At 58.7% G+C, this 25,938-nt stretch carries 30 protein-coding genes; 19 read left to right on the top strand and 11 right to left on the bottom strand.

Translation table 11 applies throughout. From position 1 onward, the window contains the following. Positions 1 to 76: 76 nt before the first annotated feature. The 5 genes from OKC31_RS11190 to OKC31_RS11170 form a co-directional block, all read right to left on the bottom strand. Positions 77 to 496 carry a DUF4426 domain-containing protein gene (locus OKC31_RS11190; protein ID WP_005340339.1) on the bottom strand — a complete coding sequence of 140 codons (420 nt, stop codon included), beginning with the start codon at positions 494 to 496 and terminating at the stop codon, positions 77 to 79. Positions 497 to 539: 43 nt separating this feature from the next. Beyond that, a complete protein-coding gene (gene yggU, locus OKC31_RS11185; RefSeq protein ID WP_005340341.1) occupies positions 540 to 842 on the bottom strand; it encodes a DUF167 family protein YggU in 303 nt (100 codons plus the stop codon). Then, positions 842 to 1,393 carry a YggT family protein gene (locus OKC31_RS11180; RefSeq protein WP_005340343.1) on the bottom strand — a complete coding sequence of 184 codons (552 nt, stop codon included), beginning with the start codon at positions 1,391 to 1,393 and terminating at the stop codon, positions 842 to 844. Before OKC31_RS11180 ends, yggU begins: the two co-directional genes overlap by 1 nt. Before the next feature lie 11 nt (positions 1,394 to 1,404). Next, complete coding sequence (gene proC / locus OKC31_RS11175; protein ID WP_042053316.1) at positions 1,405 to 2,229, bottom strand: pyrroline-5-carboxylate reductase; 825 nt, start codon at positions 2,227 to 2,229, stop codon at positions 1,405 to 1,407. Between the two features lie 141 nt (positions 2,230 to 2,370). Next, positions 2,371 to 3,072: a YggS family pyridoxal phosphate-dependent enzyme gene (locus tag OKC31_RS11170; RefSeq protein ID WP_058057968.1), complete on the bottom strand. Its 702-nt coding sequence runs from the start codon at positions 3,070 to 3,072 to the stop codon at positions 2,371 to 2,373. Positions 3,073 to 3,111: 39 nt separating this feature from the next. Here OKC31_RS11170 and tapT point away from each other — a divergent pair, with 39 nt between their 5' ends. The 4 genes from tapT (at position 3,112) to OKC31_RS11150 (ending at position 6,725) form a co-directional block, all read left to right on the top strand. Then, on the top strand, positions 3,112 to 4,146 hold the full coding sequence (tapT, locus tag OKC31_RS11165) for a type IVa pilus ATPase TapT (protein ID WP_270656976.1): 1,035 nt from the start codon (positions 3,112 to 3,114) through the stop codon (positions 4,144 to 4,146). 28 nt (positions 4,147 to 4,174) lie between these two features. Next, positions 4,175 to 5,284, top strand: a complete 1,110-nt coding sequence (gene tapU / locus OKC31_RS11160) for a type IVa pilus ATPase TapU (protein WP_005340356.1) — start codon at positions 4,175 to 4,177, stop codon at positions 5,282 to 5,284. A gap of 47 nt (positions 5,285 to 5,331) precedes the next feature. Further along, positions 5,332 to 6,105, top strand: coding sequence for a peroxide stress protein YaaA (gene yaaA, locus OKC31_RS11155; protein ID WP_236397343.1), 774 nt, complete (start codon positions 5,332 to 5,334; stop codon positions 6,103 to 6,105). A 194-nt stretch (positions 6,106 to 6,299) separates the two neighbouring features. Continuing rightward, complete coding sequence (locus tag OKC31_RS11150) at positions 6,300 to 6,725, top strand: hypothetical protein (RefSeq protein ID WP_247823898.1); 426 nt, start codon at positions 6,300 to 6,302, stop codon at positions 6,723 to 6,725. A gap of 360 nt (positions 6,726 to 7,085) precedes the next feature. Here the strand turns inward: OKC31_RS11150 and OKC31_RS11145 are convergent, their stop codons facing one another. Both OKC31_RS11145 and arfB read right to left on the bottom strand, forming a co-directional pair. Further along, the gene (locus OKC31_RS11145) at positions 7,086 to 7,577 is read right to left on the bottom strand and encodes a methylated-DNA--[protein]-cysteine S-methyltransferase (RefSeq protein WP_021230946.1); all 492 of its coding nucleotides are present in this window, start codon (positions 7,575 to 7,577) and stop codon (positions 7,086 to 7,088) included. Between the two features lie 32 nt (positions 7,578 to 7,609). Beyond that, positions 7,610 to 8,026, bottom strand: a complete 417-nt coding sequence (gene arfB, locus OKC31_RS11140; RefSeq protein WP_021230947.1) for an alternative ribosome rescue aminoacyl-tRNA hydrolase ArfB — start codon at positions 8,024 to 8,026, stop codon at positions 7,610 to 7,612. Positions 8,027 to 8,227: 201 nt separating this feature from the next. On the opposite strand from arfB, the gene glnK reads away from it, so the two are divergent. The 5 genes from glnK (at position 8,228) to OKC31_RS11115 (ending at position 13,623) form a co-directional block, all read left to right on the top strand. After that, a complete protein-coding gene (gene glnK / locus OKC31_RS11135) occupies positions 8,228 to 8,566 on the top strand; it encodes a P-II family nitrogen regulator (protein ID WP_005341406.1) in 339 nt (112 codons plus the stop codon). Positions 8,567 to 8,824: 258 nt separating this feature from the next. Beyond that, positions 8,825 to 9,832, top strand: coding sequence for a Fe(3+) ABC transporter substrate-binding protein (locus OKC31_RS11130; RefSeq protein WP_247824166.1), 1,008 nt, complete (start codon positions 8,825 to 8,827; stop codon positions 9,830 to 9,832). Between the two features lie 39 nt (positions 9,833 to 9,871). Then, complete coding sequence (locus OKC31_RS11125; RefSeq protein WP_247823899.1) at positions 9,872 to 11,497, top strand: ABC transporter permease; 1,626 nt, start codon at positions 9,872 to 9,874, stop codon at positions 11,495 to 11,497. Between the two features lie 82 nt (positions 11,498 to 11,579). Further along, positions 11,580 to 12,614 (top strand): ABC transporter ATP-binding protein, encoded by a 1,035-nt coding sequence (locus tag OKC31_RS11120; RefSeq protein WP_247823900.1) that lies wholly within the window; start codon positions 11,580 to 11,582, stop codon positions 12,612 to 12,614. 103 nt (positions 12,615 to 12,717) lie between these two features. Further along, positions 12,718 to 13,623 carry a Dyp-type peroxidase gene (locus OKC31_RS11115; protein ID WP_075116038.1) on the top strand — a complete coding sequence of 302 codons (906 nt, stop codon included), beginning with the start codon at positions 12,718 to 12,720 and terminating at the stop codon, positions 13,621 to 13,623. A 90-nt stretch (positions 13,624 to 13,713) separates the two neighbouring features. Here OKC31_RS11115 and argR read toward each other — a convergent pair whose 3' ends face one another. After that, on the bottom strand, positions 13,714 to 14,184 hold the full coding sequence (gene argR / locus OKC31_RS11110) for a transcriptional regulator ArgR (protein ID WP_005340378.1): 471 nt from the start codon (positions 14,182 to 14,184) through the stop codon (positions 13,714 to 13,716). 201 nt (positions 14,185 to 14,385) lie between these two features. Here argR and OKC31_RS11105 point away from each other — a divergent pair, with 201 nt between their 5' ends. From OKC31_RS11105 to OKC31_RS11080, 6 genes are all read left to right on the top strand, one after another. Beyond that, on the top strand, positions 14,386 to 15,126 hold the full coding sequence (locus tag OKC31_RS11105; RefSeq protein ID WP_005357971.1) for an ATP-binding cassette domain-containing protein: 741 nt from the start codon (positions 14,386 to 14,388) through the stop codon (positions 15,124 to 15,126). A gap of 24 nt (positions 15,127 to 15,150) precedes the next feature. Continuing rightward, entirely contained in the window at positions 15,151 to 15,888 is a 738-nt protein-coding gene (locus OKC31_RS11100; RefSeq protein ID WP_019445594.1) for a transporter substrate-binding domain-containing protein, read from the top strand. Between the two features lie 3 nt (positions 15,889 to 15,891). Beyond that, positions 15,892 to 16,542, top strand: a complete 651-nt coding sequence (gene artQ / locus OKC31_RS11095) for an arginine ABC transporter permease ArtQ (RefSeq protein ID WP_245097921.1) — start codon at positions 15,892 to 15,894, stop codon at positions 16,540 to 16,542. 3 nt (positions 16,543 to 16,545) lie between these two features. After that, positions 16,546 to 17,208: an arginine ABC transporter permease ArtM gene (gene artM / locus OKC31_RS11090; RefSeq protein WP_234604433.1), complete on the top strand. Its 663-nt coding sequence runs from the start codon at positions 16,546 to 16,548 to the stop codon at positions 17,206 to 17,208. A gap of 221 nt (positions 17,209 to 17,429) precedes the next feature. Beyond that, positions 17,430 to 18,365 (top strand): malate dehydrogenase, encoded by a 936-nt coding sequence (mdh, locus tag OKC31_RS11085; RefSeq protein WP_005340384.1) that lies wholly within the window; start codon positions 17,430 to 17,432, stop codon positions 18,363 to 18,365. A gap of 395 nt (positions 18,366 to 18,760) precedes the next feature. Continuing rightward, the gene (locus OKC31_RS11080) at positions 18,761 to 19,345 is read left to right on the top strand and encodes a tetratricopeptide repeat protein (RefSeq protein WP_150390591.1); all 585 of its coding nucleotides are present in this window, start codon (positions 18,761 to 18,763) and stop codon (positions 19,343 to 19,345) included. Between the two features lie 99 nt (positions 19,346 to 19,444). Here the strand turns inward: OKC31_RS11080 and hmpA are convergent, their stop codons facing one another. Beyond that, the gene (gene hmpA, locus OKC31_RS11075) at positions 19,445 to 20,638 is read right to left on the bottom strand and encodes an NO-inducible flavohemoprotein (RefSeq protein WP_247823901.1); all 1,194 of its coding nucleotides are present in this window, start codon (positions 20,636 to 20,638) and stop codon (positions 19,445 to 19,447) included. 111 nt (positions 20,639 to 20,749) lie between these two features. Between hmpA and OKC31_RS11070 the strand changes: the two genes are divergently transcribed. Further along, on the top strand, positions 20,750 to 21,220 hold the full coding sequence (locus OKC31_RS11070; protein ID WP_058057978.1) for an Rrf2 family transcriptional regulator: 471 nt from the start codon (positions 20,750 to 20,752) through the stop codon (positions 21,218 to 21,220). A gap of 27 nt (positions 21,221 to 21,247) precedes the next feature. Here the strand turns inward: OKC31_RS11070 and OKC31_RS11065 are convergent, their stop codons facing one another. Then, the gene (locus OKC31_RS11065; protein ID WP_247823902.1) at positions 21,248 to 22,528 is read right to left on the bottom strand and encodes an HlyC/CorC family transporter; all 1,281 of its coding nucleotides are present in this window, start codon (positions 22,526 to 22,528) and stop codon (positions 21,248 to 21,250) included. A 42-nt stretch (positions 22,529 to 22,570) separates the two neighbouring features. Next, complete coding sequence (locus OKC31_RS11060) at positions 22,571 to 23,359, bottom strand: cytochrome C assembly family protein (protein ID WP_005340390.1); 789 nt, start codon at positions 23,357 to 23,359, stop codon at positions 22,571 to 22,573. 202 nt (positions 23,360 to 23,561) lie between these two features. Here OKC31_RS11060 and ffh point away from each other — a divergent pair, with 202 nt between their 5' ends. From ffh to rimM, 3 genes are all read left to right on the top strand, one after another. Beyond that, complete coding sequence (gene ffh, locus OKC31_RS11055; RefSeq protein ID WP_005340391.1) at positions 23,562 to 24,938, top strand: signal recognition particle protein; 1,377 nt, start codon at positions 23,562 to 23,564, stop codon at positions 24,936 to 24,938. A gap of 177 nt (positions 24,939 to 25,115) precedes the next feature. Then, positions 25,116 to 25,364, top strand: coding sequence for a 30S ribosomal protein S16 (gene rpsP / locus OKC31_RS11050; protein ID WP_005340392.1), 249 nt, complete (start codon positions 25,116 to 25,118; stop codon positions 25,362 to 25,364). Between the two features lie 24 nt (positions 25,365 to 25,388). Beyond that, entirely contained in the window at positions 25,389 to 25,910 is a 522-nt protein-coding gene (gene rimM, locus OKC31_RS11045) for a ribosome maturation factor RimM (RefSeq protein WP_005340394.1), read from the top strand. Positions 25,911 to 25,938: the final 28 nt, after the last annotated feature.

Here is a 25,938-nt window from a genome sequence, read left to right as displayed (position 1 = left end):
CAAGGGCGCCCTGATGGCGCCCTTGTCATATGGATAAAATGAAGCCCTGACCTTGGTCGGGGCTTCTTGTTGCTACTCAGTCGACGTAGAAGGTCTGCTGGAAGCTGAGGTTCTGTTGCTGCCCACCGCCCATGATCTTCAGGGTGAACTGATAGGTATCTTCGTTGCGGTAGGGGAGGGTCGCCAGATAGTAGATGGCATCGCCCTCTTTTACCTCCTGAAAGTTCAGGGTGCGGATGGTACCGGTCAGGTTCTTGGCCTCACCGGTGATCCCCACGGCTTGCGCCACTTTCTGCTTGTCCTGTACCGCGATATTGATGATGGCGTTGTAGCGGCTGCGCTCCAGTCCATACGCCTTGGCGACCTCTGGTGTGAGGAAGCTGGAGTTGAAGGCGTTGTAGTGCACCAGCCAGGGGCCCAGTTCCTTCATCTGTTCTGCCTTGAGCGGCAGGGTCATCAGCAGTGCCAGCAGGCCACTCATCCAGGCTGTTTTCATCTGTCATCCCTCTCATATCTACGGTTGGCGCAGGCCGATTCATTCAGCCTTGCGTGTCATTCAGCAGCGCACTCACTTCTTGCGGCAACTGTTTGGGGCTATCGATGGCGACGGTTTTGTGTCGCCCCAGCTCGCCCCGCACTATGGTGATTTGTCCCTTGGCCACCTTGAACTGCTTGGCCAGAAACTTGATCAGATGGCTGTTGGCCTGGCCATCGACGGGCGGCGCCGTGATGGCCACTTTCAGCTCTTCACCATGCAATCCGATGATCTGATCCCGACTCGCCTTGGGCTGGATCACCAGATGCAGTACCAGTTCATCCCCTTGTTGCAGGACGGCTGGCATCAAATCATCCACCACAGCTGGCCGAACAGGTCACCCAGCAGGTAGTTGATGGCTTGCAGGCCGATAAAGGCGACCAGCACCGAGAGATCAAGTCCGCCCAGTGCCGGCAGTACGCGGCGGATAGGGGCGAGGAACGGCTCGGTCAGCTGATGCATCACGTATTCGATGGGGTTGCGGCCCTGGCTGACCCAGCTCAGGATGGCGCGGATCAGCAGTACCCAGAAGATCATCGAGCCCGCTTTCTTCAGCACGGTCAGCGCGGCAAACAGGCTGATGCTGAGCCAGTCCGCCAGCAGTACGTTCATGCTCTTGAGCAGGGCCAGCTTGAGGAAGGCGACAGCCAGCGCCAGCACCACGGAGGCGAGATCGATGCCGCCAAAGCCCGGGATGACACGGCGCAGCGGGATCACCAGCGGATTGGTCAGCTTGACCACCATCTGGCTCATCGGGTTGTAGAAGTCGGCGCGGGCCCACTGCAGCCAGACGCGCAGCAGGATCACCATCAGGTAGAGATCGAAAACGGTGTTAATCAGAAAGTAAGCAGTGTTCATCTGGGCTCCTGTTAGAAGAGGGTTTCCATTTCGGTGGCACGAGCGACGGCCGCCTGCATGGCTTGCGCAGTCAGCGGCATCAGCCCCTGCTGCTGGAATGTCTTGATGGCTTCGGCTGTGGTTCCACCCTTGCTGGTCACCTGCTCACGCAGGGTCTGCAGCGACAGCTCGGGATTTTGCTCCACCATGGCGGCTGCGCCCTGCGCGGTCTGCTGCACCAGCAGGCGTGCCTGTTCGGGCGAGAAGCCCAGTGCCTCCGCCTCTTCGGCGATGGCCTGCATAAAGAGGAAGAAGTAGGCCGGGGCACTGCCCGCTGCGGCGATGATGCCGTTGATGCCGGACTCCTGCTCCACCCAGAGGGTCTTGCCGACCGCCTGCATCATCTGCTCGGCAAACTCGCGATCCGCGGCGGCAATATGCTCGGGCGCATAGAGGCCGGTCATGCCCAGACCCAGCAGGGCAGGGGTATTGGGCATGGTGCGGATGATGCGGTCGTGGCCACCGGCCATCTCGCCAAGGCGCGCCACCTTGATACCGGCCGCGATGGAGATGAGCAGCTTGCCCTCAAGGGATCCCAGCTCTTCAACCAGTGCTGCCAGCATGCCGGCCATCAGCTGTGGCTTGACTGCCAGCACGATCACTTCGGCGTCTCGGGCCGCCTCGGCATTACTCTGGGTGATGCGAATGCCATGTTCGCTCGCCAGCGCTTCCAGCTTGGGCAGACTGGGGTTGGCAGCAGTGATCTGCCCGGCGGGATAACCCGACTTGACCAGTCCGGCGATGATGCTGCGGCTCATGTTGCCCGCGCCGATAAAGGCCAGCGTTCTATGCTGCATCAGATGCTCCTGTAGCATATGGGGTCGCGGCGAGGTTGGCGCTGCCTGCACCACCTGACGCCAGAATTCGGTGTTCCATCAAACGCTCCTGTTGATGAAGTCGGGCAAGAGGCGGACGTATGGGTTATCCGCTGGCCTTGCCTATGAGTAGTCACGGGCGCCGAAGATGGCGGTGCCGACCCGCACCATGGTGCTGCCGTGGGCTATCGCCAGTTCAAGATCCTCGGTCATGCCCATCGAGAGGGTATCCACCGTGGGGTATTGTCGCGCAAGCTCGGTGAACAGAGTCTGCATACGGGTCATTTGGGCGGCCAGTACGCCCTCGTCGCTGGTGTGCTCGGGAATGGCCATCAGCCCCCGCAGCACCAGTCGCTCACTTTGAGAGACCAGCTCGGCAAGGCGGAAAATCTCTTGTTCCGACGTTCCGGATTTGCTGCTCTCTCCGCTAATATTGATTTGCAGACAAACATTTAGCGGTGCCATTGTAGTTGGGCGCTGGTTGTTGAGGCGGTCGATCAGCTTGTCCCGATCCACGCTCTGCACCCAGTCAAACCGTTCGGCGACCAGTTTGGATTTGTTCGATTGCAAAGGGCCGATAAAGTGCCACTCTATGTCGCTATATTCCGGCTGCTGGCGCAAGGTATCGATCTTGGCCGCTGCTTCCTGAGCGTAGGATTCGCCAAAGCAGCGCTGACCTGCGGCATGGGCGGCCATGATGGCCTCGACCGGCTTGGTCTTGCTCACGGCCAGCAGGCGGATCTGCTGCAGGTTGCGGCTCGCCCGTTCGGCGGCCTGGGCAATACGTTCCTTTACCTGAAACAGGTGCTGGGCAATCTGGTTCATATTTCGTTAGTGATCTTGTGATGGGAGAATGACAAGTCTATGGATATCACAGAGTTATTGGCTTTCAGTGTAAAGCATAAAGCCTCGGATCTACACCTCTCGGCCGGGGTTCCCCCGATGATCAGGGTTGATGGTGAGGTTCGCAAGATCAATTTGCCCGCCCTGGAACATCGGGAAGTGCATGCCCTCATTTACGACATCATGAACGACCATCAGCGCAAGGAGCTGGAGGAGAACTTCGAGGTCGACTTCTCGTTCGAGGTGCCCAATCTGGCCCGTTTCCGGGTCAACGCCTTCCAGCAGGCGCGCGGTTCGGGCGCGGTATTTCGTACCATCCCCAGCACGGTGCTGAGCCTCGAGGATCTCGATGCGCCGGAGATCTTCCGCAAGATCGCCGAGTTCCCGCGGGGTCTGGTACTGGTGACCGGCCCGACCGGTTCCGGTAAGTCGACCACCCTGGCGGCCATGGTCAACTACATCAACGAGAACTTCCATCACCACATTCTCACCATCGAAGACCCCATCGAATTCGTCCACGAGAACAAGCGCTGTCTGGTGAACCAGCGGGAAGTGCACCGTGATACCAAGAGCTTCAGCAACGCCCTACGCTCGGCACTGCGGGAAGACCCGGACATCATTCTGGTGGGCGAGATGCGCGACCTTGAGAGCATTCGTTTGGCCATGACCGCCGCCGAAACTGGCCATCTGGTGTTTGGCACCCTGCACACCTCGTCGGCGGCCAAGACCATCGACCGTATCATCGACGTCTTCCCAGGTGCGGAGAAGGACATGGTGCGCTCCATGCTCTCCGAATCCCTGCGGGCGGTTATCTCCCAGACCCTGCTCAAGCGTATCGGTGGCGGTCGGGTGGCGGCTCACGAGATCATGATGGGCATTCCGGCGGTGCGTAACCTCATTCGGGAGGACAAGATTGCCCAGCTCTACTCGGTGATCCAGACCGGGATGACCCACGGCATGCAGACCATGGATCAGAGCCTCAAGCAGCTGGTGAGTCGTGGCGTGGTGGCATCCCTCGATGCCAAGGCCAAGGCCGTCGATCCCAACAGCATTTAAGAGACTCGCACCCAGGGAGGGATAGATGATGAATCTGGATGATCTGCTGAGCGAGCTGGTCGAGCGAAAGGGATCGGATCTGTTTGTGACGGTGGGCTCGCCGCCCACCCTCAAGGTGAATGGCCATCTTGTGTCGCTGGGGGGGGAGGCGCTCGACAAGAAGGGGGCACTGACGCTGGTCAGGGATACCCTCAGCAGCGATCACTTCGAGCGCTATATCCGCACCAAGGAGGCCAACTACGCGATCTATCGCGAAGCGCTTGGCCGTTTTCGGGTCAGTGCCTTCTGGCAGCAGGAGCTGCCCGGCATGGTGGTGCGGCGTATCGAGACCCGCATTCCCACCTTTGAAGATCTGCAGCTACCCAAGATCCTGCAAGAGGTGGCGATGGCCAAGCGGGGGCTGGTGCTGTTTGTCGGCGCCACCGGGGCGGGCAAATCGACTACTCAGGCGGCGATGATCGGCTATCGCAACCAGCATGCCGATGGTCACATTCTGACGGTGGAAGATCCGGTGGAGTTCGTCCATCAGCATGGTCGCAGTCTGGTGACCCAGCGAGAGGTGGGGATCGACACCGAGTCATTCGATGTGGCGCTAAAAAGCTCGCTGCGTCAGGCACCGGACGTGATCCTGATCGGCGAGATCCGCAGTCAGGAGACCATGGAGTTTGCCCTGCAGTTCGCCGAGACGGGACACCTTTGTCTCGCCACTTTGCATGCCAACAATGCCAACCAGGCGTTGGATCGTATCCTCCATCTGGTGCCGCAAGACAAACACCGCCAGTTCCTGTTCGATCTCTCTTTCAACCTCAAGGCTATCGTCGCCCAGCAGCTGGTGCCGAGTATGGATGGCAAGCGGCGCTGCGCTGCGTTCGAGATCCTGCTCAATACCCCGCTCATCACCGACATTATCCGCAAGGGAGAGATGCATCGCCTCAAGGAGGTGATGACCAAATCCACCGAGCTGGGTATGCAGACCTTCGATCAGGCGCTTTTCAGCCTGTTCTGCGCCGGCCAGATTGGCTACAGTGAGGCCCTCGCCCACGCCGACTCGGCCAACGACCTGCGACTGCTGATCAAGCTCTCCGGTCGCGAACGGCTCGGCACCGGTACGCTGGACAATGTGACGCTGGATGAATGAATCATGGGGCCGCTCTGCCGTTCGGCCCCTCGCCATAAAGGAACGTTATGCTGATTGTGGTTTCCCCGGCCAAGACGCTGGATTACGAGTCACCGCTGGTGACACCCCGTTTCACCCAACCCGAGCTGCTGGATCACTCTGCCGAACTGATTAGTCGTGCCCGCCAACTGAGCCCTGACCAGATCGCCACTCTGATGAAGATCAGCGACAAGCTGGCCGGTCTCAATGCCGCTCGGTTTGCCGAGTGGCAGCCAGATTTCACCCCCGCCAATGCCCGTCAGGCGCTGCTGGCCTTCAAGGGGGATGTCTACACCGGTTTGGCGGTAGAGGATTTCAGCGAGGCCGATTTTGACTTCGCTCAGGTACACTTGCGGATGCTTTCAGGCCTCTATGGCGTGTTGCGTCCCCTCGACCTGATGATGCCCTACCGGCTGGAGATGGGGACCAAGCTCGACAATGATCGCGGCAAGGATCTCTACCAGTTCTGGGGGGAGGTGATCACTCACCATCTCAACGACGCGCTGGCAGCGCAGGGGGATGAAGTGTTGATCAATCTGGCCTCCGACGAGTATTTCAAGTCGGTACGCCCCAAGAGCCTGAAAGGGCGGATTGTCACACCGGTGTTCAAGGATGAGAAGAACGGCCAGTTCAAGATCATCAGCTTCTACGCCAAGAAGGCGCGCGGCATGATGGCTCGCCACATCATCAAGCACCGTCTGACCGAGGTGGAGCAGCTGACCGGTTTCAACGCCGAGGGCTACTACTTTGTGCCGGAAGAGTCGGACGCCAATACCCTGATGTTTAAACGCGCCGAAAATTAATTACAAAAAGAGGGAACCAATCTTTCGACCCGCGGGTCTGAATAAGTGAATCCTCTGTTGTAAGCACTTTTTATTCGCCGACGTTTGATACGTCGGCTTTTTTATTGCCGTTTTTAGTGTCCATCGATTGCCTTCGCCGGGACTATGTGGTTCAGATAGACTCAAGACAGGGAGCGAGTCGTCGTGAGGTGAATATGGAACAGAAAAATGCCATTCGGCAGGTTGCCGTCCCTTGGGCTCCGTCCCGCCAGCTACCGCCCGGTCTGGTTGTGGCCGAGCTGCATCAGGATCTCTGGAGCGACTCTCTGACCATCATGCTGGGGCGGGCACGCAGCATCGATCTACCCCCGCAAATCCTCTGCCGGGTCTATTTTCGCCATATCTACGCCCTGCGGGTTATCGAAGATTGCGATCTGGCCGAGGGGAAGGATAGCCACGCTCTCGAAGAGCAGATCCAGCTCATCACCCCATCCCGTTTTGCCAGCTGGTTCCATCAGGAGTCGGACGGTCTGCATCTGGATGAAGATCTGCAGCACTATCGCATCTCGACCTGGGATTATTGCGCCGATGTGCTGACCTCCTCGGCGCCGGAACTGCAGTTCCTGCCCCAGAGCGAGTAGCCAGCTGTTACTCAGAGGCGAAGGATGATCCTTCGCCTCTTGGTTTTTGGGCTGGTGCAGATTTTGTGGCGTTCAGGCCATTCAGCTTGGGTGGTGGCCTGTTGTGTCGGCACAAAAAAAGCGCCTCAGAGGAGGCGCGGGGAAAAAGACAGATTGGAAGCGTCACATGGGTGCTACTTGAATCAGCGAATGAGCCGTGCCATTCAAGTATGGAGCCATCATGCCAAGCTCAATCTGAAGTAGTTCTGAGGCGATTCTTCATTTTCTGTTCATCTTGTCAGCAAAACGTGGTCACTGACTGAAAGCCTTTTCATTCTGGTCGCGATATTGTCCCGTTCCTCTCCGGGGGCGCTCATCGTCTCATGGGGCCAGCTCGAATGCTGTGCCAACCTGTTCCAGTGCCAGCAACCAGCGCTTGATGGGAATGCCGCCAGCATAGCCGGTCAGCTCGCCGCTGCGTCCGATCACTCGATGGCAGGGCACGATGATGCTCAGCGGATTGCGGCCATTGGCAGCGCCCACCGCCCGCACTGCCTTGGGATTGCCTATCGCCTGGGCAATCTCGAGATAGCTCACGGTCTCGCCATAGGGGATATCGCACAAAGCGTTCCACACCGTTTGCTGGAACGGGGTGCCCTTCGCTGCCATGGGCAGATCGAACTGCTGCAACTTTCCGGCGAAATAGGCGTTGAACTGGGCAAGATAGGGCGCCAGCGCCTTGTCATCCCGTTGCCAGTCAGTTTGCGGCATGACGGGGCGTTCCCCGTGCATGAACTCCACGTGGCGCAGGCCATCCCGATCGATGGCGACCAGCAGCGGGCCGCGGGCGCTGTCGCAAAAACTGTATCTCATCGGCTGACATCCTTTGGGGGCTGGGGGTTGGCTCAGTCCAGAACTGGCTTGCCGCGGGCGGATTTGATATCCCCCTTGCGCTTTTTGGCATCGACCCGTTTGCGTTGGGAGCTGCGGGTCGGCTTGGTGGCATGGCGGGCCTTGGGGCGCCAGGCTGCTTTTTTCAGCAACTCCACCAGACGGCTCATCGCCTCCTTGCGGTTCATGTCCTGGCTGCGATGGCTCTCGACCCGGATCAGGATAAAGCCATCGTGTACCCGGCTGTCGCTCAGCTTGTCGAGACCCTCCTTGTAGAGGGGCGTCAGGCTGGGAGAGTTGCGGTAATCGAAGCGCAACCAGACGGCGGAGTCGGTCTTGTTGACGTGCTGTCCACCGTTGCCCTGTGCCCGCATGGTTTGAAATTGCAGCTCATGCCAGGGAATCGTGACGCTGTTGGAGATAACTAACATGCTGTTTTGCTCTTGTTTGGTGCATACCCGCTGGCCGCTGCAGCATGGTGCCTCATTATGGGGCGTGCTGGCCAGTTATAGGGATGTGCCTGGCGAATGGCGCCAACATTAAACTCTATCTATATGAAATAAAACAATAAAAATACTTGGCATAAGAATTGAAACCCGATTCATGACACACCATGGATTGGGAGCAACCAGATGAAGCTGATTAGTGCGATTATCAAACCGTTCAAGTTGGACGATGTCCGCGAGGCTATTGCCAACCTGGGGGTGGAAGGGCTGACCGTGTCCGAGGTCAAGGGATTTGGCCGCCAGAAGGGACACACCGAATTATACCGGGGAGCCGAGTATCAGGTCGACTTCCTGCCCAAGGTGAAGCTGGAGATTGCTACCGCCGATGATAACGTGGAAGGGGTGATCGAGGCGATCTGCAAGGCGGCCTATACCGGCAAGATCGGCGACGGCAAGATTTTTGTCTACGACTTGCTGCAAGCGGTGCGCATCCGCACCGGCGAGAGTGACGACGAGGCGCTGTGATGAACCGCATCAGTGACGTACAGATCTGTTGACCTCCCGATCTCGGGGAATCCCGATGGAGTGAGCGCTTATTGAAGCCTGATCAACATAACGTTTTGCTCAGAAGAGGCCGAATGGGATTCCATCCGGCCCTTTTCATTTATGGGCGATTAAATATGTGATGTGGCGACAGCGAGCTTTCTTGATCCGCTTATAAGATGTATGCAGAATGCAAACGGAAATCGTTATCACTCTGTATAGCTAATCAAGGAATGGATGATGAAAATGAAGATGTTGGCACTGGCTTTCTCTGCGTTGGCAGCTCAGTCGGCATTGGCGGCTGGGGAAGTGAATGTCTACTCCAACCGGCAGGATGAGCTGATCAAGCCCATCATCCAGCAGTTCGAGAAGGAATCTGGCATCAAGGTGAACGTGGTGTTCGCCAAAGAGGGATTGAACGAGCGTCTGGAGCGGGAAGGCAAACTCTCTCCGGCCGACCTGATGCTGACCGTTGATATCAGCCGTCTGACCGATCTGGTGGACAAGGGGCTGGTACAGCCGGTGGATAGCAAGATCCTGCAGGAGAACATCCCCGCTATTTATCGTGATCCGGAGAATCGCTGGTTCGCCCTGACCACCCGGGTTCGCGCCATCTACTCCAGCAAGGATCGCCTCGGCAAGCTCGATACCATCAGCTACGAAGATCTGGCCAAGCCTGAATTCAAAGGAAAAGTCTGCACCCGCAGCGGCAAGCATGAGTACAATGTGGCGCTGGTCTCCTCCATGATTGCCCATCACGGCATGGCCGAGACCAAAACCTGGCTGGAAGGGGTCAAGGCCAACCTGGCGCGCAAGCCGCAGGGCAACGACCGGGATCAGGTCAAGGCGATCAAGGATGGTATCTGTGACGTGTCACTCGGCAACAGCTACTATCTGGGCGCCATGTTGAAAGATCCTGCGCAGAAGTCCTGGGCGGATGCGGTCTATATCAACTTCCCGAACCAGGCTGACCGCGGTGCCCACGTCAACGTGAGCGGCGTGGCCATGACCAAGTATGCCAAGAACAAGGCCGAGGCCCAGAAGCTGATGGAGTTTCTGGCTGGTGACACCGCCCAGCACATGTATGCGGATGTGAACGCCGAATATCCGGTCAAGGCCGGAGTCGAGCCTTCCTCCATGGTCAAGTCCTGGGGCAGTTTCAAGTCTGACGCACTACCGGTCAGCGATTACGCCAAGCACCGCAAGGACGCCTTGCAGTTGCTGGATGAAGTGAAGTTCGACTTGTAATTAGATGGGGCCAACGGCCCCATCAACATCTGTGGTCTCATGAAAAATTATGGATGGATGACCGGCAGCTGGGCCATCGCCCTGCTGCTGGGTTTACCGGTTATAGCCCTGCTTTTCTCTGCCTTCTCGGCTGAGGGAGAGCTCTTTCGCCACCTCGCCGATACCGTGCTGCTCGACTATCTGGGCAATACTCTGGGGCTGGTGGTCGGCGTGGTACTGCTCAGCCTGCTGTTTGGCGTGCCTACCGCCTGGCTGGTGGCCATGTGTCAGGTACCGGGGCGGCGCGCCCTGCAGTGGGCCTTGATGCTGCCGATGGCCATGCCCTCCTATATCGTCGCCTACGTCTATACCGACCTGCTCGACTACTCGGGCCCGCTACAGGCCGGGTTGCGAGCACTCTTTGGCTGGAACAGTCCAGCCGATTACTGGTTTCCTGCCATTCGCTCCCTTGGCGGCGCCGCCTGGGTGCTGGCGCTGGTGCTGTTCCCCTATGTCTATCTGCTGACCCGCGCCTCTTTTCTCGAGCAGTCAGTCAGCCTGATCCACTCCAGCCGCCTGCTCGGCTGTACGCCGTGGCAGAGCTTTCGTCGTCTCAGTCTGCCGCTGGCGCGCCCGGCCATCATGGTGGCGGTGTCGTTGGTGGCGATGGAGACGTTGGCCGATTTCGCCACCGTCCACTTCTTTGCCATCAACACCCTGACCACGGCGGTCTACGACACCTGGCTCGGTTACGGCAGTCTGGCCACTGCGGCCAAACTCTCCTGCCTGATGCTGCTGGCGGTGGTGCTACTGATCGCGCTGGAGCGTCGCTCGCGCAGTCGGCAGCAGGTGTTCCAGAAGTCCATGGGCCATGAGCAGCCGCTGCGCTATCCGCTCAAGGGGATGAGTCGCGCTCTGGCCGGTTTCTGGTGCTGGGGGCTGGTGCTGGCCGGTTTCAGCCTGCCGTTCGTCATCCTGCTCGATTACGGCGTTCGCTACTTCGAGTTGTCGTGGACGCCGGAGTTTGCCCGCTTCGCCGGCAACAGCTTGGCTATCTCGGCGCTGACCGCCCTGCTGGCGATGGGGATTGCCCTGCTGCTTGGCTTCTTCCGCCGCCTCGATGGCGGGATAAGGAGTCTGCTGCCCCTGCGCATCGCCGCCATGGGCTACGCCATGCCGGGTACCGTGCTCGCCATCGGGGTGCTGGTGCCGCTTACCGCCCTCGATTTTGCCATCAACGATCTGGCCGAGTGGCTCGGGCGTCAGGGGCCGGGCTTGCTGCTGACCGGCACCATTACCGCCATCGTGTTCGGCTATTTGGTGCGCTTCGTGGCCATCGCCATCGGCTCGGTGGAGAGCAGCATGGGCAAGATCTCCCCCAGTCTCGACATGGCTGCCCGCTCCCTGGGGCAAGGGGATGGCGGCATGCTGCGCCGGGTCCATCTGCCGCTGGTGCGCCGCGGTCTGTTTGCCGGTGCCATGCTGGTATTCATCGAATCCATGAAGGAGCTGCCCGCCGCCCTGCTGCTGCGGCCGTTCAACTTCGATACCCTGGCGACCCACGTCTACCAGTTCGTCTCGGACGAGATGCTGGAGCGCGGTGCCCTGGGCGCTATCGTCATCGTGCTGGTGGGGCTGTTGCCGCTGATCTGGGTCAACCGCAGTCTGGACAGTCCGGGTCACTGAGTCGCCACGTCGGCCAATGAAATTGCATGCGGTGCGCTGAACCAAAAGGCTGCGCGCCGCCAGAAACGAGAGGAAGTCAGCCTTGTCCTGTTTGCAGGTTGAAAATGTCAGCTGCCGTTACAACGGTCGCAATGTGCTGGAGCAGCTCTCCCTGACGGTGGCAGACAACGAGATCGTCTGCCTGCTGGGAGCCAGTGGCTGCGGCAAAACCACGTTGCTCAAGGCCATCGCCGGGCTGCTGCCGCTGGCAGAGGGCTCGATTCGCCTCGGCGATACCCTGCTCGACGGGCCGGGTGCCAGCGTGCCGCCCGAGGCGCGCAACATCGGCATGATCTTTCAGGATTACGCCCTCTTTCCCCACCTGACGGTGGCCGACAACGTCGGTTTCGGGCTGACCAAACTCGACCGCAGTGCCCGCCAGCAGCAGGTGGACGAAGCGCTTGCGCTGGTCAATCTGCAGGGGCTGGGGGATCGTTATCCTCACCAGCTCTCCGGCGGCCAGCAGCAGCGGGTAGCCATCGCCCGGGCGCTGGTGTGCAAGCCACGGCTGATGCTGCTGGATGAACCCTTCTCCAACATCGACACCCAGGTGCGGATGAAGTTGATCCTCGAGATCCGCGCCCTGCTCAAGCAGCAAGGGATTGGCGCCATCTTCGTCAGCCACAGCAAGGAGGAGGCGTTTGCCTTCGCCGATCGGCTGGCGCTGTTTCGCGCCGGTAACATCGAACAGGTGGGCCAGCCGGAGCAGCTCTATCGCCGTCCGCAAAACCGCTTCGTGGCGGAGTTTCTCGGCGGGGTCAACTATCTGGCTGCCGAGGTGGTGGACAGCCACTGCGTGCAGACGGCGCTCGGGGTCATCTGTGGCAGCGAGCCTCATGGCCGGGCGGTGGGCGAGCAATTGCAGCTGATGCTTCGACCCCAGCAATTGCTGCTGGAGAGCGCCGCAGATGGCGAGCTCAAGGTGGTGGAGCAGCAGTTCCTCGGCCACCACTGCCGGGTGCTGTTCGAGTGTGGCGAACTGCTGCTGGAGGCTAGCATTGGCGAGCCCCTTGATGGGATGTGGGCACGGATCAAGGTTGCCCCCCATGGGCTGGTGTTGTTTGACCCTTTGCCCTGAACGCGTGATATCGTCGTGAAATCAAAGAACTGGATCCACTCTGGTTTATAATCGCGCAACGCAAATAGCCCGTAACGCTAACGCCTACTCAGGGGAGAGATATATGAAAGCCCAAGCCGGGATCTGCGCAGAGCCGAATCTGCACGCCCTCTATCTGATGTTCAATCGCACCGGCGATGCCGCCGAACTGGTCGGCCGTTTGGCCAAACTGCCCGCCCTGTGGCAGGCGGTCGCCGCCGATTTCCCCGATGCCGGTTTCAGCGGTCTGGTTGCCGTTGGCGCCGATGCCTGGGATGGTCTCTACCCTGCCGCCCGTCCGCCCCAGTTCCGCAGCTTTATGGCGCAATCCGCCAACGGTCAGGAAGCGCCCAACACCCCGTTTGATCTCTTTATTCAGCTGCGCGCCGATCGGGTGGATGTGCTGCACCACGCCGGTCACCGTGTGATGGCGCTGCTGGCCGGACTGGTCGAGCTGGCCGAAGAGGTGCGCGGTTTCCGCAATCTGGATTGCCGTGACCTGACCGGTTTCGTTGACGGCACCGAGAACCCGCAGGATGAGCACCGTGCCGAAGTGGCGCTGCTGGCGGAAGGCGAGTTTGCCGGTGGCTCCTACATCCACGTTCAGCGCTGGGTCCACGCCATGAGCGACTGGGAGAAGCTGGCGCAAAAAGAGCAGGAAGACATTATCGGTCGCACCAAGCCCGACAACATCGAGTATGAATCTGCCGCCAAACCGCTGACCGCCCACATCAAGCGGGTCAACCTCAAGACGCCGAAAGGGGAGTCTATGGAGATCCTGCGCCAGAGCATGCCCTGGGGCACCATGACCGAGCAGGGGCTCTACTTCATCTCCTGCTGCCGCACACCGCAGCACTTCAACGCCATGCTGGCCAGCATGTACAAGGGGGAGGGTAGCCACTTCGACCACCTGCTGCGCTTCACCAAGGCAGTTACCGGTGCCGCTTTCTTCGCCCCATCGGAGGGTTTTCTGATGGCGCAGGGCAAATAAGCCCGCCTGACGAAGCTGCAGAAAACAAAAATCCCGGCCTTGGCCGGGATTTTTCGTTCTGGCGTGAACGCTATGACGCGGTGGTGGCCATTACGGAGTCTGTTCGAACAGCTCGAGGGCGGAGAGGTAGAGCTCTTCGATATCGGTGTCGCTGGTCGGGGTGATGAAGATGGTGTCATCACCGGCGATGGTACCGAGGATCCCCTCTGCCTTGCCGAGGGAGTCGAGCAGGCGGGCGATCAGCTGGGCTGCGCCCGGGCTGGTGTGGATCACCACCAGTGCGCCGTTGTGATCGACGTCCAGTACCAGATTCTTGAGCGGGCTGGAGGTGGTGGGCACGCCCAGTTCCACCGGCAGGCAGTAGACCATCTCCATCTTGGCATTGCGCGTGCGAACGGCGCCGAAGCGGCTCAGCATGCGCGATACCTTGGACTGGTTGATGTTCTCGAAGCCCAGCTCTTGCAGGGCGGTGACGATTTCTGCCTGGGAGCCAAAGCGCTCTTCTTTCAGCAAGGCTTTAAAGGCCTTGGCCAGTTTTTCTTGCTTGTCGTTGTGTTTCATCTTGGTCTCACGAATGAGGAGGTGTGGCGGCCTGTGCGATACAGGCGGCAGATACGAACAGCGGGGCCATTTTGCATTCATATGCCGTTTTTTGCAAGGAAGCGGCGCTTGTTCTGCATATTGATTCAAAAATGGCTTGCATCAACCTTTATTAGGGATAGAATCGGGATGAAATTTTGAAAACTTATTCAATTGGGCTGTATGGGTATTGAATTAATAGGTATCGAGAAGTCCTGGCACAAGGTGCCGGTTCTGCAACAGGTCAGCTTTCGGACATCTCCCGGTGAAACCTTGGTGTTGCTGGGCCCGAGCGGTGCTGGCAAGAGTTCCCTGCTACGGATGATGAACCTGCTGGATACCCCGGATGCGGGTGTTCTGCGGATTGGCGAAAGTGAATTTTCTTTCCCGAACTCCCTCTCTGCTGCCGAATTCAACCGCCAGTCCCAACTGCTGCGTCGCAAGGTGGGCATGGTGTTCCAGCAGTACAATCTCTGGCCACATCTCACTGTGATGGAGAATCTGATTGAAGCGCCGGTCAAGGTGCTTGGCATGAGCAAGGAGGCCGCCATCGAGAAGGGGGCCTATCTGCTGGCCCAGCTGCAACTGGCCGACAAGCGCGATGCCTGGCCTGCCCGTCTCTCTGGCGGTCAGCAGCAGCGGGTGGCCATTGCCCGTACCCTGATGATGGACCCGGAAGTGCTGCTGTTTGACGAGCCGACTGCCGCCCTCGATCCCGAGATCACCAAGGAGGTGGCCGAGATCATCCGCAACCTGAGCCAGACCGGCATTACCCAGGTGGTGGTGACCCACGAGGTTGACTTTGCCCGCAAGGTGGCCAGTCAGGTGATTTATCTGGAGAAGGGGCGGATCATCGAATCCGGCACCGCTGCCATTTTCCAATCCCCGCAAACCAGCCGGTTTGCCGAATTCTTGATGCATTGATATTGAATCGATAAGGAAGCTGTCATGAAAAAGAGTCTGTTGTTGGTTGCTGCCATGGGCCTGTTGAGTACCTCCGTCATGGCCAAAGAGATCAAGTTCGCCACCGAGGCCACCTACGCGCCGTTCGAATACCTGGATGACAAGAACGAGTTTCAGGGTTTTGACATCGATCTGGCGCGCGCCATCTGCGAGCAGGCCAAGCTGGAGTGCAGCTTCCACAACCAGGCCTTTGACAGCCTGATCCCCAGCCTCAAATTCCGTCGCTACGATGCCGCCATTGCCGCCATGGACGTAACCCCTGAGCGCTCCGCGCAGGTCGACTTCTCCGACATCTATTACGAGAACTCGGCCGTATTCGTCGCCAAGAAAGGGGCCTTCAAGGGGCCGGAAGAGATGGTCGACAAAACTGTCGGCGTGCAGAACGGTACCTCTCACCAGTCCTATCTGGTGGATAACTGGGTGAGCAAAGGTCTGCTGACCGTGCCTTATGCCAGCTACCAGAGCGCCTTCCTCGACATGATGAATGGCCGTACCGACGGTGTCTTTGCCGATACCGCCGTCGCTGCCGACTGGCTGAAGCAGCACAAGGAGTATGCGGTGGTGGGGGCGCCGGTGACCGATGCCAAGTACTTCGGTACCGGCTTTGGCATCGCGGTCGCCAAGGGCAATCAGGAGCTGCTGACCCAGCTGAACAAGGGGCTGGCCGAGATCAAGGCCAACGGCACCTATCAGAAAATCTTCGACAAATACTTCGCGCAGTAAGCCATGTTGAGCCTGTTGTTGGATGCAGCCTGGATGACCCTCGGGCTGGCCTTGGCATCACTGGTCGGTGGCATGGTATTGGCACTGGCGTTCAGTGCCGCCGAGCTCAGCAAGCAGCGTGCGCTGGTGTGGTCGGTGGCCACCCTGACCACGCTGATCCGTGGCCTGCCCGAGTTGCTGGTGGTGCTGTTCATCTACTTCGGTTCGACCCAGGTGCTGTTCCTCATCACTGGCGAGTATGTGGAGTTCAGTCCGTTCGCCTGTGGCGTGCTGGCGCTCTCCCTGCTGTTCGCCAGCTATGCGACCCAGACCCTGCGGGCGGCGCTCAATGCGGTGCCTTCAGGTCAACGGCTGGCGGCGCTGGCGCTGGGTTTGAGCAAGAGCCACATCTTCTTTCGCATCGTGTTGCCGCAGGCGTGGCGTCACGCCTTGCCGGGCCTTGGCAACCAGTGGCTGGTGTTGCTGAAAGATACCGCGCTGGTGTCGCTTATCGGGGTCAACGAGATGATGCGTCAGGCCCAGATGGCCTCGGCCAGTACCTATGAGCCGTTCACCTGGTATGCCGCCGCCGCCCTCATCTATCTGGCCATCAGTCTGGTGAGCGAGTACGGCCTCGGGCTGGCTGCCCGCTACACCCGCCGCTACGGAGGCTAACTGATGCAAGAGTATCTCGTTACGTTGCTGGGCGGTCTGGTCACCACGCTGGAGCTGACCCTGTTCAGCCTGCTGCTGGGGATTGTGCTGGCGGCCCTGATGACCTGGGTGCTGGAGCTGCGCCTGCCGGTGGCGACCCAGCTGGTGCAGCTGTGGGTGCTGCTCTTTACCGGTACGCCGCTGCTTATCCAGATCTTCCTGATTTACTACGGGCCGGGCCAGTTCGAGTGGCTGAAAGCCAGCCCGCTCTGGCCGCTGCTCAAGCAGCCCTGGTTCTGCGCCGTGCTGGCGCTGGGTCTCAACACTGCGGCCTACTCCACCCGATTGTTCAAGGGGGCGCTCGATGCCATCCCGGCCGGTGAAGTAGAGGCGTGTCGTGCGCTGGGTTTCTCCTCCGGACAAACCCTCTGGATGAAGGTGCGCCACGCCGCCCGTCATCTGGTGCCTGCCTACTCCAACGAGGTGATCCTGGTGCTCAAGGGGAGCTCCCTCGCCAGTACCATCACCATCATGGACATCATGGGGCTGGCGCAGGGGTTGAACGCCCAGACCTACGATACCCTGGCGGTGTTCGGGGTGGCTGGCGGGCTTTATCTGGCGATGAACGGATTGTTAACAATTGGTTTTCGCTGGTGTGAAAAACGGGCGCTGGCATTCCAATCCTGAGACCTTCAAATCTACCTCTTTATGGTAAGGGGAAGTGCAGAAAAACTGTGCTTCTCCTCCAACTTTTTGTATTTCCCTCCAATTTTTGCTCCCGCATGTTTCGTGGCTCACAGAACCCGTGACTGCAACTGTTATCAGATTGTTTTTTATGGGGGGATCCATTAAGGTTGGGCGCACAACAACAAACAACCTTAAACCTACGCTTAAACATGGAGTTGATCATGAAAGTTGCCGTTCTGGGTGCCGCTGGTGGCATCGGTCAAGCCCTCGCTCTGCTGTTGAAAAACCGTCTGCCGGCTGGCTCCGAGCTGAGCCTGTATGACATCGCCCCGGTTACTCCGGGTGTGGCCGTTGACCTCAGTCATATTCCTACCGACGTCGCCATCAAGGGCTTCTGCGGTGAAGATCCGACTCCTGCGCTGGTTGGGGCAGATGTGGTGCTGATCTCCGCCGGTGTGGCACGCAAGCCGGGGATGGATCGCTCCGACCTGTTCAATATCAACGCCGGTATCGTCAAGAATCTGGTCGAGAAGTGCGCGGCCACTTGCCCGAAAGCACTGATCGGCATCATCACCAACCCGGTCAATACCACTGTGGCTATCGCCGCCGAAGTGCTGAAGAAAGCCGGTGTCTATGACAAGCGTCGCCTGTTCGGTGTCACCACCCTGGACGTGATCCGCGCCGAGACCTTTGTGGCCGCCGCCAAAGGGTTGAACATCGACAAGGTACGCGTCAACGTGATCGGTGGTCACAGTGGCGTCACCATCCTGCCGCTGCTCTCCCAGATTGAAGGTGCCTCCTTCACTGCTGAAGAAGTGGCAGCCATGACCAAGCGCATCCAGAATGCCGGTACCGAAGTGGTGGAAGCCAAGGCTGGTGGCGGTTCCGCAACCCTCTCCATGGGTCAGGCGGCTTGCCGTTTTGGTCTCTCCCTCATCAAGGGTCTGCAGGGCGAAGCCAACGTTGTCGAGTGCGCCTACGTGGAAGGCAACGGCGAGCACGCCACCTTCTTCGCACAGCCGGTACTGCTGGGCAAGAATGGCGTCGAAACCGTACTGGATTACGGTAAGCTGAGCGCCTTCGAGCAGGAAGCGATGGAAGGCATGCTGGCTACTCTGAAAGCCGATATCCAGCTGGGTGTCGATTTCGTCAAGTAAGCGGGTCAACCGTGCCAACAAGGGAGCTTCGGCTCCCTTTTGTATTGATGAGATCCGCCCGGCAGGCTAAGGGGATGGGGCTTGGTGCCGATAACAGAGTGCAGCAGGAGATCCTTATGATGAAACCCCTTACCCTTCTCGTTCTTGTCGGTGCATTCACCGCGCCCCTCTATGGTGCCGAGGCGGTATCGGCTGCCGTATCGAGCGATGCGCCTGCAGCAAGTGCATCGGCACCGACCGCAAGCAGTGCTGCGGTGGCAACGGCGCCTGTCTCTGCTGCTACGCCAGCCCCCTCTGAGGCAGTCCCCGTCTTGCTCCCGGCCGAGCCGGTCACGCCCGTTGCCAGCAGTGGTGAGGGGGCCGCGCCGCTGCCAAAACCGGCTGAGCCTGCCGCTGTGGTTGCGCCTCCCGCACCTCTGGCCACAGGCGAGTTGCAGGCGGTGCCGCTCTATCGTCAGGACGAGCTGCTCAACTGGATTGAGCAGGGGCGCCACCTCACTCAGGTGAAGCAGGATCGCTGTCAGCTGACTCAGGATATCGAAGCGCGCGCCTCGGTGATGAAGATCCCGGCCTATCAATTCCTCTGGGGGGATATGCTGGCGTGGGGTGTCTGTACCAAACCCAATGCCGAGATCGGGGTGCAATATATGTGGGAGGCGGCCAATCAGGGGTTGGCGCCGGCGCTGGAGCAGTTGGGCCGCTACTACTGGAAAGGAACTTTGGTGCAGAAGGATCTGGTGCGAGCCGAGACCCTGATGCGCGAGGCGGCCAGCCTCGGTTTTCTGCGGGCCCGCATCGAGTGGGTCGAGATGCTGCTGCAGGGGATGGGCAGTCCGCTCGATTATGAGGACGCCTATCGCTGGCTCCATGGCTCCGTCATAGGTGACAAGGCGCTGCACCAGAAGGCGGCGAGTCTGCTCAACCGTCTTGGCAACCGGATGCCGGCCAACGTGGTGGCCCGCGCCAAGGCGATGCACTGATCCAAAAAAATGACCCACAGGTCTGCACCTGTGGGTCCGGTTCCAGCCGCCGTGCCATGACAGGCCGGAGCCTCCCTCTGTTATATGGCTGCCTGCGCCTTAGAGATCTTGGTGGGGGCCAAAAACTTCGTAATGGAGCTGCCCCGCTGGCACCCCAGCCGCCAGCAGCTGCCGCTTGATCTCTTGCATGAAGCCGACAGGGCCACAGAAGTAGTAGTGGGCCTCTGGCGTGATGCGCTCCTTCACGGCAGTCAGATCCATGGTGCCGGCCAGGTCGTAATCTTCACCCTGTACATCGCTGGCCTCCGGCTCCCGATACCAGACCCGGCTCAGCAAGTTGGGATGCTGGCGGTATTTTAGCTGAATATCCTCCCGGAAGGCGTGTACAGCGCCCTGTTCGCAGGCGTGCAGCCAGGTGATCTCGGCCTGATGAGCACTTTCCAGCAGCTGGTTGAGCATGCTCATCATCGGCGTCACGCCGACACCGGCTGAGAGCAGTACCACCGGGGTCTGGCTGTCGGCTTTCAGGTAGAAATCGCCGGTAGGGGGCATCACCTCGATCTTGTCACCCGCCTGCAGGTGATCGTGCAGCAGATTGGAGACCTGACCCTGCGGTTCACGCTTGACGCTGATGCGGTAGTCCTGCCCGTTGGGGGCATCGGAGAGGGAGTACTGGCGGATCTCCTGATATTCCAGCTCGGGGTGAACCAGCTTGATGCTGAGGTATTGGCCCGGTTTGAAGGCCAACACTGGCTTACCATCTTCCGGTGCCAGCAGGAAGGAGGTGATGAGGGTGCTCTCGGCTAGCTTCTCCTTGATGATGAAGGTGCGGGTTCCTTGCCAGCCACCATCCTGATTGGCCTTCTCCTGATAGATCTCCCGCTCGCGGCCGATGAAGATGTCGGCCAGCACGCCATACGCCTTGCCCCATGCCTCCAGCACCTCGTCGGTGACCGCACTTCCGCCCAATTCTTTGAGCGTGGCCAAGAGATGACTACCTACAATGTGATATTGTTCCGGCTGGATCAGGAATCCGGTATGTTTGTGCGCAATCCGCTCGACCGCACCGGCGAGCGCTCCCAGATTGTCGATATTCTTTGCATACGCGGCGACTGCATTGAACAGGGCCAGTGGCTGGCCGCCACTGCGTTGGTGGGCCAGGTTGAAGATGTCTTTCAGCTCCGGGTTATGGCTGAACATCCGCTGGTAGAAGTGCTGGGTGAGGGCAGGGCCTGCCGATTCGAGCAGCGGAATAGTGCTTTTGATGACGGCAACGGTGGTTTGATCTAGCATAGGGGCCTCGTTCTAATTGAACATATAAAATGTCATTTAATAAGTGGCATCCTAGATGTTTATTTGATTTGAATCAATACTCCACTTTTCGCATCGCGCTAATCAGGTTTTATGAGACTAACCAGTTATACAGATTTTGGATTGAGAGCCCTGCTCTATCTTGCCACCCTGCCGGAAGGGGAGTTGTCGAGCGTTGCCAAGGTATCGGCCCTGTATGGTGTTTCCCGCAACCACATGGTGAAGGTGGTCAATCAGCTGGTGAAGCTGGGCTATCTGCAATCCCAGCGGGGCAAGAATGGCGGTATTCGCATGGCTTGCGATCCCGCCACCATCAATATCGGGCAGGTGATCAGGGCGCTGGAAGGCAATCTGGACGGCATTGACTGCGGCTCGCCCGCTTGCCACATCGTCTCTGTCTGTCTGCTCAAGAGTGCGCTGAAAGAGGCGATGGATGCGTTTCTGGCAGTGATGGACAGCTATACGCTGCAAGACCTGCTGGCCAACCGCGACGAGTTGCAACGGGTGTTTGGCGAGTTGATCCCGACGCTGGTGCTGGAGCCGGATGATGACGATGAGCAATAGAAAAGGGCTGCCACTGGCAGCCCTTTTTCAATCTTGCGAATCCGACTCCGCCCGGTACGATGCCGGCATAATCCGCGCCATCTTGACCATGTTGTTCTCCACATCGAGGATCTCGATAGGATAACCGGCCAGCCGGATCCCAATGTTGGGCTGGGGGATCTCCTCCAGATATTCGAGGATCAGACCGTTGAGGGTACGCGGGCCGTCGATGGGCAGGTGCCAATTCATCTCCTTGTTCAGCTCACGAATATTGGCTGAGCCTTCGACCAGATAAGAACCATCTGACTGGGGGTGGATCTCGTCGCTCGGCGCTGGCGTCATGGAGGTGGTGAAGTCGCCCACTATCTCTTCCAGAATATCGTCCAGAGTGATTAGCCCCTGAATGTCGCCGTATTCGTCGACGATCAGGCCAATTCGCTCCTTGTTGCGCTGGAATTTGGCCAGCTGCACGTTGAGCGGCGTTCCTTCCGGAATGAAGTAGATCTCGTCCACTTCCCGCAACAAACTCGATTTGTTGAACTGGTCCCTGGCTACCAGCCGCAGGGCATCGCGCGCGTGTAAAAATCCGACAACGTCGTCGATATTGTCGCGATAGAGCAGGATCTTGGTGTGAGCGCAGTGGGCCAGCTGGCGCTGGATGCTCTTCCAGTCATCGTTGATGTCGATGGCGTAGATATCGCTGCGCGGCACCATGATGTCCTCGACCAGCATCTTGTCGAGATCCAGAATACTCAGCAGCATCTCCTGATGACGTTGGGGGATCAGGTTACCCGCCTCATTGACTATGGTGCGCAGTTCCTCGGTGTTGAGGGAGTCATCCTTGTTGGTATTGATCTTCAGCATCTTGAGCAGGCCGCTGGTGATGCCGTTGATCAGCCAGACCAGCGGCGAGAGCGGCACCATCAGCCCCTTGAGGATCCAGGAGGCGGGATAGGCGATCTTCTCCGGAAACATGGCGGCCAGGGTCTTGGGGGTCACTTCACCGAATACCAGTACCACCAGGGTCAGGCCGAAGGTGGCGATGGCGACCCCGAGATCACCAAACAGCCGGATGCAGACGATGGTGGCGATGGCGGAGGCGAGGATATTGACCAGATTGTTACCGATCAGGATCAGTCCCAGCAGGCGATCGGGGCGGGCGAGCAGTTGCTCGACGCGACGTGCGGCTTTGTGTTTGGTCTGTGCCAGATGCCGCAGTTTGTAGCGGTTGATGGACATCAGGCCGGTTTCGGCACTGGAGAAGAAGGCGGAAAGAAGGATCAAGATAACGAGAACAATCAGTAATGTACTCGTTGAGATGCTGTCCAAAAAGGGCTCCTGTTGGATGGTATGGCTAAAAGAGTATAGGTGTCAGCTCAACAGCACTTCTTTGACGAAGCGGCTGCCAAAGTAGGCAAGAGTCAGGATGAAGCTGCCAATCAGACTGAGTGTGATGACTTTACGGCCGCGCCAGCCATAGGTGTGATGACCCCACAGCAGCAACACGTAGACACACCATGCCAGGATGGAGAGCACTGCCTTGTGAGACTTGCCCTGGGCGAACATATCTTCGAGGAAGAAGAGGCCGGAGGCGATGGAGAGTGTCAGCAGCAGCACCCCTGCAGAGATCAACTGAAACAGTCGTTTCTCCACCGTCATCAGTGGCGGCATGGCTGGCAGATTACTGATTTTTCTCGATTTAAGCTGCTTGTCCAGACAGGCGAGCTGCAGCGCAAACAGACAGGCGATCATCAATACCGAGTAGGCCATCAGGGCGAGGCCGATGTGCAGCAACAGCTGGGGATGAGCCTCCAGATGGGTTATGTAGCGACCAGGGATCAAGGCGCTGGCAGCCAGCAACAGTGCCGAGAAGCTGTAGACTACCGGCAGCAGGATCCAGCCGTTGAAGCGGCGGGTTACGCAGGTCATGAAGCAACTGATGATGAGGCTGACCAGCGAGGCAACGTTGAGCATGCTCAGGTTCTGGCCGTAACTCTGCAATACCTCTGAACCGAGGGCGCTGGCATGGGCGATCAGGGCCAATCCGATACAGGCAAACAGGGAGCGCTGTCCCACCGGCTTGGCGCTCAGTAACAGATGCAGGGAGGCGATGATGGCCAGCAGATAAAACGCCAGGGCCAGAACAGAGATTACGATCATAACCAGGTCGTTGTTGCACAAGCTTTTGAGGGTAAGAGGGGCAGTATACCTTGCACGAGAAGTGCTCGCCAGTTGTGCAACGGTCGATCTGCCCATATATAGGGAGAAGGTCCCTGCTGCTGCGGTGCGGTGAATAATCGTCCTCGCGCCCGCTCTGGGTTATAATGCCCCCAATTTATTACGCCAAGAACCGGAATGCGTCATGTTTGAGAATTTGACTGAACGACTCTCGCGCACCTTGCGCAATGTCAGTGGCCGTGGTCGCCTGACCGAAGACAATATCAAGGAAACCCTGCGTGAAGTCCGCATGGCGCTGCTCGAGGCGGATGTCGCCCTGCCGGTCGTGCGTGATTTCGTGGCGCGTGTCAAAGAGCGCGCAGTCGGGCAGGAAGTGGCCAAATCCCTGAGCCCGGGCCAGGCATTCATCAAGATTGTGCACGGTGAACTGGTCACCGTAATGGGGGAGGCCAACGAACAGCTCAACCTGGCTGCCCAGCCGCCAGCGATCATCCTGATGGCTGGTCTGCAGGGTGCCGGTAAGACAACCACGGTTGGCAAACTGGCCAAGCTGCTCAAAGAGCGCAGCAAGAAGAAGGTGCTGGTGGTCAGTGCCGACGTCTATCGCCCTGCGGCGATCAAGCAGCTGGAGACCCTGGCCAGCGACATCGGCGTCGACTTCTTCCCGAGCGATGCCAGCCAGAAGCCGGTCGATATCGCCACCGCCGCTATCGATCAGGCGCGCAAGAAATTCTATGACGTGGTGATCGTCGATACCGCCGGTCGTCTGCACGTCGATAGCGAGATGATGGCCGAGATTCAGGATCTGCATGCCACCATCAAGCCGGTCGAGACGCTGTTCGTGGTGGATGCCATGACCGGCCAGGATGCCGCCAACACCGCCAAGGCGTTCAATGAAGCGCTGCCGCTTACCGGTGTGATCCTCACCAAGGCGGATGGTGACGCCCGTGGTGGTGCCGCCCTGTCGGTGCGCCATATCACCGGCAAGCCGGTCAAGTTTATCGGTATGGGTGAGAAGACCGATGCGCTGGAGCCGTTCCACCCGGATCGTCTCGCCTCACGCATCCTCGGCATGGGCGATGTGCTCTCTCTTATCGAAGAGGTCGAGCGCAACGTCGATAAAGAGAAAGCGGCCAAGCTGGCCAGCAAGGTCAAGAGCGGCAAGGGTTTCGATCTGGAGGATTTCCGCGAGCAACTGGCCCAGATGCGCAACATGGGCGGCATGATGGGCATGCTCGACAAGCTGCCCGGCATGTCCGGGCTGCCGGATAACGTGAAAGATCAGATGGATGACAAGCTCACTGTGCGGATGGAGGCCATCATCAGCTCCATGACGCCGAAGGAGCGTGCCCACCCCGATCTCATCAAGGGTTCCCGCAAACGCCGTATCGCCGCAGGTTCCGGCATGCAGGTGCAGGATGTGAACAAGCTGCTCAAGCAGTTCACCGAGATGCAGCGCATGATGAAGAAAATGTCCGGTAAAGGCGGCATGCGCAAGATGATGAGCCAGATGAAGAACATGATGCCCCCCGGTTTCGGTGGCGGTCGCGGCCCGTTCTGATCCGGCCTGCGTGTTGATGGGGGTCTGCAGCGGCAGGCCCCTTTTCATTGTTGCTCTGCGCAAAAAATGGCTGGCTTGGTTGCAATTATTACGAATCCAAGTAGAATTACGCGGCTTATTTTAAGCTAGGGTCCGCGTGTTTGCGGGCCTTGTTCATTAGATGTTAATGAGGACGATATGGTAACCATTCGTTTACAACGTGGTGGCGCGAAAAAGCGTCCGTTCTACCAGGTAGTAGTTTCTGACAGCCGTTGCGCCCGTGACGGTCGCTTCATCGAGCGCGTTGGTTTCTTCAACCCGGTTGCTGCTGGTCAAGCTGAAAAGCTGAACCTGGACCTGGCTCGTATCGAGCATTGGGTTGCTACTGGTGCCGCTGTTTCTGACCGCGTTGCCAAGCTGATCAAAGACGCTAAAAAAGCTGCTTAATCAGCCCAACGGTAAGGAGTTAAGGTGGAAAAACCTGTAGTTCTGGGCACCCTGGGTACCGTTTATGGCATCAAGGGCTGGCTTAAAGTGAACTCCTTCACCGATGTTGCCGAAGCGATTTTCGATTACAACCCCTGGCTGATTAATCAGAACGGGGCGTGGCGTGAAATCCGGGTTTCATCCTGGAAACGTCACAACAAGGGTCTGATTTGCAAACTCGATGGTATCGATGTGCGCGAAGATGCCCTGGCATTGACCAATGTCGAGATTGGCGTACCCGCCGATCTGTTGCCTGCGTTGCCTGAAGGTGAGTTCTACTGGCGTGACCTGATTGGTTGCTCCGTGGTGACCACCAAGGGATACGACCTGGGCAAGGTGACCGAATTGATGGAAACCGGCTCCAACGATGTGTTGGTGGTTGAGGCCAATGTAAAAGATGCCTTTGGTGCAAAGGAGCGGTTGATTCCGTTCCTGGAAGAGCAGGTGATCAAGAATATTGATCTGACTGCTCGAACAATCGAAGTTGATTGGGATCCTGGTTTCTAGTTTCCCGCGCTAACACGGGTGCCGGAGG

The organism is Aeromonas sp. Y293-4 (genome assembly GCF_027705905.1).
Lineage (GTDB): Bacteria > Pseudomonadota > Gammaproteobacteria > Enterobacterales > Aeromonadaceae > Aeromonas > Aeromonas veronii.
This window is presented reverse-complemented; position numbering and strand designations above follow the sequence as displayed.

What these genes read in the sequence shown, in the direction of transcription:
- OKC31_RS11190 (WP_005340339.1), bottom strand. Translation starts at nt 496, where the DNA reads ATGAAAACAGCCTGGATGAGTGGCCTGCTGGCACTGCTGATGACCCTG.
- yggU (WP_005340341.1), bottom strand. Translation starts at nt 842, where the DNA reads ATGCCAGCCGTCCTGCAACAAGGGGATGAACTGGTACTGCATCTGGTG.
- OKC31_RS11180 (WP_005340343.1), bottom strand. Translation starts at nt 1,393, where the DNA reads ATGAACACTGCTTACTTTCTGATTAACACCGTTTTCGATCTCTACCTG.
- proC (WP_042053316.1), bottom strand. Translation starts at nt 2,229, where the DNA reads ATGCAGCATAGAACGCTGGCCTTTATCGGCGCGGGCAACATGAGCCGC.
- OKC31_RS11170 (WP_058057968.1), bottom strand. Translation starts at nt 3,072, where the DNA reads ATGAACCAGATTGCCCAGCACCTGTTTCAGGTAAAGGAACGTATTGCC.
- tapT (WP_270656976.1), top strand. Translation starts at nt 3,112, where the DNA reads ATGGATATCACAGAGTTATTGGCTTTCAGTGTAAAGCATAAAGCCTCG.
- tapU (WP_005340356.1), top strand. Translation starts at nt 4,175, where the DNA reads ATGAATCTGGATGATCTGCTGAGCGAGCTGGTCGAGCGAAAGGGATCG.
- yaaA (WP_236397343.1), top strand. Translation starts at nt 5,332, where the DNA reads ATGCTGATTGTGGTTTCCCCGGCCAAGACGCTGGATTACGAGTCACCG.
- OKC31_RS11150 (WP_247823898.1), top strand. Translation starts at nt 6,300, where the DNA reads ATGGAACAGAAAAATGCCATTCGGCAGGTTGCCGTCCCTTGGGCTCCG.
- OKC31_RS11145 (WP_021230946.1), bottom strand. Translation starts at nt 7,577, where the DNA reads ATGAGATACAGTTTTTGCGACAGCGCCCGCGGCCCGCTGCTGGTCGCC.
- arfB (WP_021230947.1), bottom strand. Translation starts at nt 8,026, where the DNA reads ATGTTAGTTATCTCCAACAGCGTCACGATTCCCTGGCATGAGCTGCAA.
- glnK (WP_005341406.1), top strand. Translation starts at nt 8,228, where the DNA reads ATGAAGCTGATTAGTGCGATTATCAAACCGTTCAAGTTGGACGATGTC.
- OKC31_RS11130 (WP_247824166.1), top strand. Translation starts at nt 8,825, where the DNA reads ATGAAAATGAAGATGTTGGCACTGGCTTTCTCTGCGTTGGCAGCTCAG.
- OKC31_RS11125 (WP_247823899.1), top strand. Translation starts at nt 9,872, where the DNA reads ATGAAAAATTATGGATGGATGACCGGCAGCTGGGCCATCGCCCTGCTG.
- OKC31_RS11115 (WP_075116038.1), top strand. Translation starts at nt 12,718, where the DNA reads ATGAAAGCCCAAGCCGGGATCTGCGCAGAGCCGAATCTGCACGCCCTC.
- argR (WP_005340378.1), bottom strand. Translation starts at nt 14,184, where the DNA reads ATGAAACACAACGACAAGCAAGAAAAACTGGCCAAGGCCTTTAAAGCC.
- OKC31_RS11105 (WP_005357971.1), top strand. Translation starts at nt 14,386, where the DNA reads ATGGGTATTGAATTAATAGGTATCGAGAAGTCCTGGCACAAGGTGCCG.
- OKC31_RS11100 (WP_019445594.1), top strand. Translation starts at nt 15,151, where the DNA reads ATGAAAAAGAGTCTGTTGTTGGTTGCTGCCATGGGCCTGTTGAGTACC.
- artQ (WP_245097921.1), top strand. Translation starts at nt 15,892, where the DNA reads ATGTTGAGCCTGTTGTTGGATGCAGCCTGGATGACCCTCGGGCTGGCC.
- artM (WP_234604433.1), top strand. Translation starts at nt 16,546, where the DNA reads ATGCAAGAGTATCTCGTTACGTTGCTGGGCGGTCTGGTCACCACGCTG.
- mdh (WP_005340384.1), top strand. Translation starts at nt 17,430, where the DNA reads ATGAAAGTTGCCGTTCTGGGTGCCGCTGGTGGCATCGGTCAAGCCCTC.
- hmpA (WP_247823901.1), bottom strand. Translation starts at nt 20,638, where the DNA reads ATGCTAGATCAAACCACCGTTGCCGTCATCAAAAGCACTATTCCGCTG.
- OKC31_RS11070 (WP_058057978.1), top strand. Translation starts at nt 20,750, where the DNA reads ATGAGACTAACCAGTTATACAGATTTTGGATTGAGAGCCCTGCTCTAT.
- OKC31_RS11060 (WP_005340390.1), bottom strand. Translation starts at nt 23,359, where the DNA reads ATGATCGTAATCTCTGTTCTGGCCCTGGCGTTTTATCTGCTGGCCATC.
- ffh (WP_005340391.1), top strand. Translation starts at nt 23,562, where the DNA reads ATGTTTGAGAATTTGACTGAACGACTCTCGCGCACCTTGCGCAATGTC.
- rpsP (WP_005340392.1), top strand. Translation starts at nt 25,116, where the DNA reads ATGGTAACCATTCGTTTACAACGTGGTGGCGCGAAAAAGCGTCCGTTC.